Genomic DNA, 5550 nt, shown 5'->3' on the forward strand with positions numbered 1-5550 from the left:
TCGAGCGTGCAGTTCGGGTGGTCAGGGTGGGGGCTGAGCGACCCGAACTGCACGCTCGGTGATCGGTGGTGGGGGTGTCCCGTCGCGAGCTCACGGTGTCTCGGTGCCGAGCATGCGGTTGACGTCGGGTTTCGGCCGGATCAGGACGCCAACCGCATGGTCGTGCGGAGGTGACCCCGTGCTCGGCTCGTGCCGGGTGCTGCCGACGCAATTCGTTGGGCGCGGGGAGGGGGGCCTCGCTATCGTTCCGGGATGCTTCCCGCCGACTGGATCCCGCACCGCCGACCCGACGACCGTGAGCACGTCGGCTGGATCCGCCCCGAGGGCGACGACTGGGTCGCCGTCTCGCTCCTGGGCCGCGACCTCACCGACCAGGTCGACTGGCTCGATGCCGAAGAGGCGCTCGACAGCACGGGACTGTCCTGGCTCGCCGACGTCTGGATGCTCGAGGGCGAGGGCGGCGAACCGCTGCGCGTCCGCCTCGTCGAGGTCACCCCGGAGCACGTCGTCGTCCAGACCGACGACTTCGGGGCGATCGACGCCCACGTCGTCCGGTACGAGCTGCCGTGGCCGGCGCCCGCACGCCTGCGACCGCGACGCGCCGAGGACCCCGACGGACGAGTGGTCTTCGGTCCCGTCTGACGAGGCACATCGACCCGGCGTGGGTCGCGCACGCGTCAGTCCGTGGTCGTGACGCCCTCGTAGAGGCCGAGCTGGTTCCCGTCGAGGTCCTCGAACACCGCCCACCAGCTCGTCGGGCTGATCTGCGTCCTGGCCATGAGGACCTTGCCGCCGAGCGAGCCGACCTGGGCGAGCGTGTCGTCGATCGAGTCGACCTCGACGTAGCTGCGCGGGCTCGTGAACCCCTCCTCGCGCGGCGCGAGCCCGCCTCCGCTGATCTGGTTCGGGGCCCGCCACATGGGGTACCCCTCGAAGCCCGGGACCTCGGCGATGTCCCAGCCGAACAGTCCGCTGTAGAACGCGCGGGCCGCGTCGGTGTCGCCGACGGGGATGTCGATGTGCGTGATGTCGCCGTGAGCCATGGGAACTCCTCGGGAGGGCGAGCGGGCGCACGGACGCACGCCCGACGTCTCCACGCTACGTCCGCCGAGCGCGAGCGGCACCCGCCGGACCGAGGGGGGCGACGTCGTCGGGCATCCGCGCCGGGCTGCCCTGGGCGGCGACGGGAGGGCTCAGCCCTTGGCGGCCCTCTCCGCCTTCGCTGCGGCCTTGGCCGCCTTCTTCGTCTCGCGCACCTGGTCGAGCGAGTGCTGGTCGACGATGTCGGCGATCGAGCGCCGCGCGCCCTCCTCGCCGTAGACGCCCGCCGCCTCGCGCCACCCGGCGGGCTGCACGCCGTACTGCTTGCCGAGGAGCGCGAGGAAGATCTTCGCCTTCTGCTCCCCGAACCCCGGCAGGGCCTTGAGCCGCTTGAGGACGAGCGGGCCGTCGGGGGCGGAGTCGCCGGGCCCCGGGTCGGTCCAGATCCGCGTGACGTCGCCGTCGTACTGCTCGTCGACGACCTGCGCCACGGCCTGCACACGTCCGGCCATCGACCCGGGGTAGCGGTGGATCGCCGGGGGAGTGGCCGCCATGGCGGCGAAACCCTCGGGCTCTGCCGTCGCGATGCGGTGCACGTCGAACCCGCCCATGCGCTGGGAGATCTTGAGCGGCCCCGCGAACGCCGACTCCATGGTGACCTGCTGGTCCAGGAGCATGCCGATGAGCAGCGCGAACGGGTCGGTGGACAGCAGCGTGTCGGCTTCCGGGTCGCCGGTGAGCCAGAGGTCGTGTGCCATGAGCCCATCATGGCAGCCGTGCGGGGCGGGTGCCGGGGCTGTCAGATGCCTCAGCGCGGCGGTCCCACCCGCCCGTCGAGGAACTCGCCGACCCGCAGCCCCCGCAGCGCGACCCGGATCACGGCGGGCACGAGCCGCAGCCCGTCGTCCCCGTGCAACCGCCGCAGGTCGTCGACGACGTAGCCGCGCCCGCCTCGCGTGAGCCCGAACAGCCCGACGGCCTCGACGTTCCTGAGCCAGTCGACGTCGGCTCCGTACGTCAGGGCGATGATCACGCGGACCTCGCGCGGCGCGTCGGTCGAGGGCGGTTCGCGGAACGCCATGACGGGTGTCGCGAAGGGCCGACCGCTGCGTCGCCCGTGGTGGTGGACGCTCGCGAACGGTGGCACGCGCGACGAGACGCGCAGCACGAACGGGTTGACGAAACGCCGGTTGCTCCGGGCGATCACGTGCGGGATGGGCATGACAGCCATGGTGCGCGCGCTCGCGCGTCGCGGCCACCGCGTGGGTGCCGCGGGCGCGTTGCCGAGCGACGAGTCGCCTGGCGCCCGGGTCACGCCGCCCCCGCACGCTCCCTGTGTGCCGTCGGGCTCACGCCTCGCACCCGCGTGAACGCGGCGCTCAGCGCGAACGGCGTCCCGTACCCGACCTGCCGGGCCACGGAGCCGACGGTCGCGCCAGGTTCCAGCAGGAGGTCGGCCGCGAGGGTCAGGCGCCACCCGGTGAGGTAGCTCATGGGTGGCTCGCCCACGAGCTCGGTGAAGCGTCGCGAGAACGCCGCTCGCGACAGCCCGACCGTCCGCGCGAGCGACTCCACGGTCCAGGGTCGGGCCGGTTCGTGGTGCATGAGCCGCAGCGCGTGCCCGACCACGGGGTCGGCGTCCGCGCGGTACCACCCGGGGGCGTCGCCGCGGTCGAGCCAGGCGCGCAGTGCGCCGATGAGCAGGATGTCGAGGAGCCGGTCGAGCACGGCCTCCTGGCCGGGCCGGTCCTGCGAGACCTCGCGCGCGAGCAGCGACACGAGGTCGGCGTCGAGGTCGCCGCGGTGCAGCACGAGCAGCGGCGGCAGCACGCTCAGCAGCCGGCCGCCCACCTCGCCGTCGAGCGGGTAGGTCCCGGTCAGCAGCACGGTCGGCCCGTCGGGGTCGTTGCCCCAGGTCCGCACGCCGAGGTCCACGAGGGGCGAGGGGCCGTCCCCGACGGCGCGGCAGACCCCGACGGCGTCGCTCACCATCTGTGGTGGTGTCCCGGGGGAGTCGGCCACGGTGTAGGGGCGCGGACCGCGCACGAGCGCGACGTCGCCCTCGTCGAGGTGGGCCTCGAGCCGGGGCTCGTCCGGGCCCCGCCCGGCGTCCATCCCGATCCAGGCGGTCCCTCGCACGACGGGCACGAGCGTGAGCGGCGCCTCGTCCTCGATGCGCATCGACCAGGGCGGGGCGAGGAGCGAGCGCAGCAGGAAGGCGCCCCGCGCGCGGGGCCCGTCGAGGAGTCCTGCGACAGCGTCCATGTCTCGACGGTACGCCGCACGCTCGCGGGATGGAAGACGAACGGACATGCGGACGAGTCGTTCGGCCATGGATCGTCTCACCCCGGGCCGGTTGACTCGAACGGCAACGCCTCGGCGACCGCATCGATCTCAGGAGACCGACATGACCACGCACCAGCCCGACCACTCGCCCGTCGTCCCCGCCGTCCCCACCTCCCCGCCTCTCGTCGCCGTCGTCGGCGCGACGGGGAAGTCGGGTCGCCGGGTCGCGGCCCGCCTGACCGCGGCGGGCGTCCCCGTCCGCCCGGTCTCGCGCAGCACCGACGTGCGTCTCGACTGGGACGACCCGACGACCTGGGCCCCTGCGGTGGCCGGCGCCGACGCCGTGTACGTCGCCGTCGCCCCCGACCTCGCAGCCCCCGGGATCCCGGAGGTCGTCGCCGACTTCGCGCGCGTCGCCGCCCGCGAGGGGGTCCAGAGGTTCGTCCTCCTGTCAGGACGCGGTGAGCCCGAGGCGCAGCGCGCCGAGCACCTCGTCGCCGGTGTCTTCCCTGCGCGGACCGTCGTGCGCTGCGCGTGGTTCGCGCAGAACTTCAGCGAGAGCTTCCTCCTGGGCACCGTGCTCGACGGCGTGGCCTTCCTTCCGGTGTCGGGCGTCGTCGAGCCGTTCGTCGACCTCGAGGACGTGGCGGAGGTCGCCGTGGCCGCGCTGACCGAGCCGGGCCACGAGGGGCGCGTCTACGAGCTCACGGGTCCGCGGCTGCTGACCTTCGGCGAGGCGCTCGCGGAGATCGGCACGGCGAGCGGCCGGGACGTCCGGCTCCAGACCGTCACGGGTGACGAGTTCGCGGCCGGCCTGACCGCCGAGGGCCTTCCGTCCGACGCCGTCGACCTCGTGCGCTACCTCTTCGAGGAGGTCCTCGACGGACGCAACGCGCACCTGGCTCCTGGGGTCCGCGAGGCGCTCGGGCGCGAGCCGCGGGACTTCGCCGAGTTCGTCCGCCGCGAGGCCGCCGCCTGGTCGGCGCCGTCCGGCTCCCCGTCAGCCGCCACGTTCTCCGAGGTGCACTGATGGACACGTTCGGTGCCCTCGGGTGGGCCGTGGTCGTCGCGACCGTCGGCTGCGCGCTGGTCGGGGGAGTGCTCTTCGCGTTCTCGACCTTCGTCATGGCGGGCCTGCGGTCGGTCCCCCCGGAGATCGGTGCGGTCGCGATGGCATCGATCAACCGTCACGCGACCAAGGCGCCCTTCGGTTCGCTCCTGCTCGTCACGACCGGCCTCGTGACGGTCCTGGGCGTCGTCGCCGCGACGCGGCTCGGCGACGCGGGGATGTCGCTCGTCCTCGCTGCGGCCGTGGTCTACCTCGTGGGTGGGATCGGCGTGACCGCGGCCGTCAACGTCCCGCTCAACGACCGCCTCGAGGCCGCCGACGCAGCGGTCTCGACCTCGGGTCCACGGGCGGGCGAAGCCTCGTCCTCAGGTCGAGGGTCGGGTGCGGTGAAGGTTCGCCCCGCGAGCCCGACGGCGGAGCGCGACCAGGTCTGGCAGGTCTTCCTCGGGCGCTGGGTCGTCTGGAACCACGTGCGGACGTGTGCGTGCGCGGCGGCCGCGCTGCTCCTGACCCTGGGACTGGTGACGCGCCTCGTGGGGTGAGCGGCGCCGTCGGGCCTGGCGGGGCGCCGGGTGCGGAGCCCTGGTGGCGAGACCACGTCCAGGGGCTCCATGCCCGGGGGGCCGGAATAGTCGCTCGCGCGCCGGGGTTTGCCCCGGTATGAGCGAACAGAGCTGGGGCGACGACGCCACGATCCGCACGGTCCTCGCGGACACCGAGACCTGGGCCGTGGTCGGCCTGTCGAACAACTCGGCCCGGGCGGCGTACGGGGTGGCGCGGCTGCTCCAGCGTCAGGGCAAGCGGATCGTGCCCGTCCACCCGTCGGCCGAGACGGTGCATGGTGAGCAGGGGTACGCCTCGCTCGCCGACATCCCGTTCCCGGTCGACGTCGTGGACGTGTTCGTGCGTTCCGACCTCGCGGGGGACGTGGCGGACCAGGCCGTGCAGGTCGGCGCCCGGGCCGTCTGGTTCCAGCTCGGCGTGGTCGACGAGGACGCGTTCGCCCGCGTGCAGGAGGCCGGCCTGGACATGGTCATGGACCGCTGCCCCGCGATCGAGTGGCCGCGCCTGGGCCCCGCCTGACGGTCTGCCGGTGCCGAGAACGGGGTTGAGGCTGTTCCGGCTGCCGGAACGACCTCAACCCCGTTCTCGGC

At 73.7% G+C, this 5550-nt stretch carries 8 protein-coding genes; 4 read left to right on the forward strand and 4 right to left on the reverse strand.

What is annotated here, in order from left to right:
- The first annotated feature begins 252 nt into the window (after positions 1–252).
- Positions 253–642, forward strand: coding sequence for a hypothetical protein (locus ACFRCR_RS16215; protein WP_377678946.1), 390 nt, complete (start codon positions 253–255; stop codon positions 640–642).
- Between the two features lie 35 nt (positions 643–677).
- Here ACFRCR_RS16215 and ACFRCR_RS16220 read toward each other — a convergent pair whose 3' ends face one another.
- The 4 genes from ACFRCR_RS16220 to ACFRCR_RS16235 form a co-directional block, all read right to left on the reverse strand.
- Entirely contained in the window at positions 678–1043 is a 366-nt protein-coding gene (locus ACFRCR_RS16220; protein ID WP_377678947.1) for a VOC family protein, read from the reverse strand.
- A 150-nt stretch (positions 1044–1193) separates the two neighbouring features.
- Complete coding sequence (locus ACFRCR_RS16225) at positions 1194–1799, reverse strand: HhH-GPD-type base excision DNA repair protein (protein WP_377678949.1); 606 nt, start codon at positions 1797–1799, stop codon at positions 1194–1196.
- 50 nt (positions 1800–1849) lie between these two features.
- Positions 1850–2263, reverse strand: coding sequence for a hypothetical protein (locus tag ACFRCR_RS16230; protein WP_377678951.1), 414 nt, complete (start codon positions 2261–2263; stop codon positions 1850–1852).
- 89 nt (positions 2264–2352) lie between these two features.
- Positions 2353–3306: an AraC family transcriptional regulator gene (locus ACFRCR_RS16235; RefSeq protein ID WP_377678953.1), complete on the reverse strand. Its 954-nt coding sequence runs from the start codon at positions 3304–3306 to the stop codon at positions 2353–2355.
- A 142-nt stretch (positions 3307–3448) separates the two neighbouring features.
- Here ACFRCR_RS16235 and ACFRCR_RS16240 point away from each other — a divergent pair, with 142 nt between their 5' ends.
- The 3 genes from ACFRCR_RS16240 (at position 3449) to ACFRCR_RS16250 (ending at position 5479) form a co-directional block, all read left to right on the forward strand.
- A complete protein-coding gene (locus tag ACFRCR_RS16240; protein WP_377678955.1) occupies positions 3449–4357 on the forward strand; it encodes an NAD(P)H-binding protein in 909 nt (302 codons plus the stop codon).
- Entirely contained in the window at positions 4357–4938 is a 582-nt protein-coding gene (locus ACFRCR_RS16245) for a DUF1772 domain-containing protein (RefSeq protein WP_377678956.1), read from the forward strand. The genes ACFRCR_RS16240 and ACFRCR_RS16245 overlap by 1 nt, the downstream gene beginning before the upstream one ends.
- Before the next feature lie 118 nt (positions 4939–5056).
- Complete coding sequence (locus tag ACFRCR_RS16250; RefSeq protein ID WP_377678957.1) at positions 5057–5479, forward strand: CoA-binding protein; 423 nt, start codon at positions 5057–5059, stop codon at positions 5477–5479.
- Positions 5480–5550: the final 71 nt, after the last annotated feature.

Origin of the sequence: Oerskovia sp. NPDC056781, from assembly GCF_042789955.1 — a bacterium.
GTDB lineage: Bacteria > Actinomycetota > Actinomycetes > Actinomycetales > Cellulomonadaceae > Oerskovia > Oerskovia rustica.

What these genes read in the sequence shown, in the direction of transcription:
- ACFRCR_RS16240 (WP_377678955.1), top strand. Translation starts at nt 3,449, where the DNA reads ATGACCACGCACCAGCCCGACCACTCGCCCGTCGTCCCCGCCGTCCCC.
- ACFRCR_RS16250 (WP_377678957.1), top strand. Translation starts at nt 5,057, where the DNA reads ATGAGCGAACAGAGCTGGGGCGACGACGCCACGATCCGCACGGTCCTC.
- ACFRCR_RS16235 (WP_377678953.1), bottom strand. Translation starts at nt 3,306, where the DNA reads ATGGACGCTGTCGCAGGACTCCTCGACGGGCCCCGCGCGCGGGGCGCC.
- ACFRCR_RS16215 (WP_377678946.1), top strand. Translation starts at nt 253, where the DNA reads ATGCTTCCCGCCGACTGGATCCCGCACCGCCGACCCGACGACCGTGAG.
- ACFRCR_RS16225 (WP_377678949.1), bottom strand. Translation starts at nt 1,799, where the DNA reads ATGGCACACGACCTCTGGCTCACCGGCGACCCGGAAGCCGACACGCTG.
- ACFRCR_RS16220 (WP_377678947.1), bottom strand. Translation starts at nt 1,043, where the DNA reads ATGGCTCACGGCGACATCACGCACATCGACATCCCCGTCGGCGACACC.
- ACFRCR_RS16245 (WP_377678956.1), top strand. Translation starts at nt 4,357, where the DNA reads ATGGACACGTTCGGTGCCCTCGGGTGGGCCGTGGTCGTCGCGACCGTC.
- ACFRCR_RS16230 (WP_377678951.1), bottom strand. Translation starts at nt 2,263, where the DNA reads ATGCCCATCCCGCACGTGATCGCCCGGAGCAACCGGCGTTTCGTCAAC.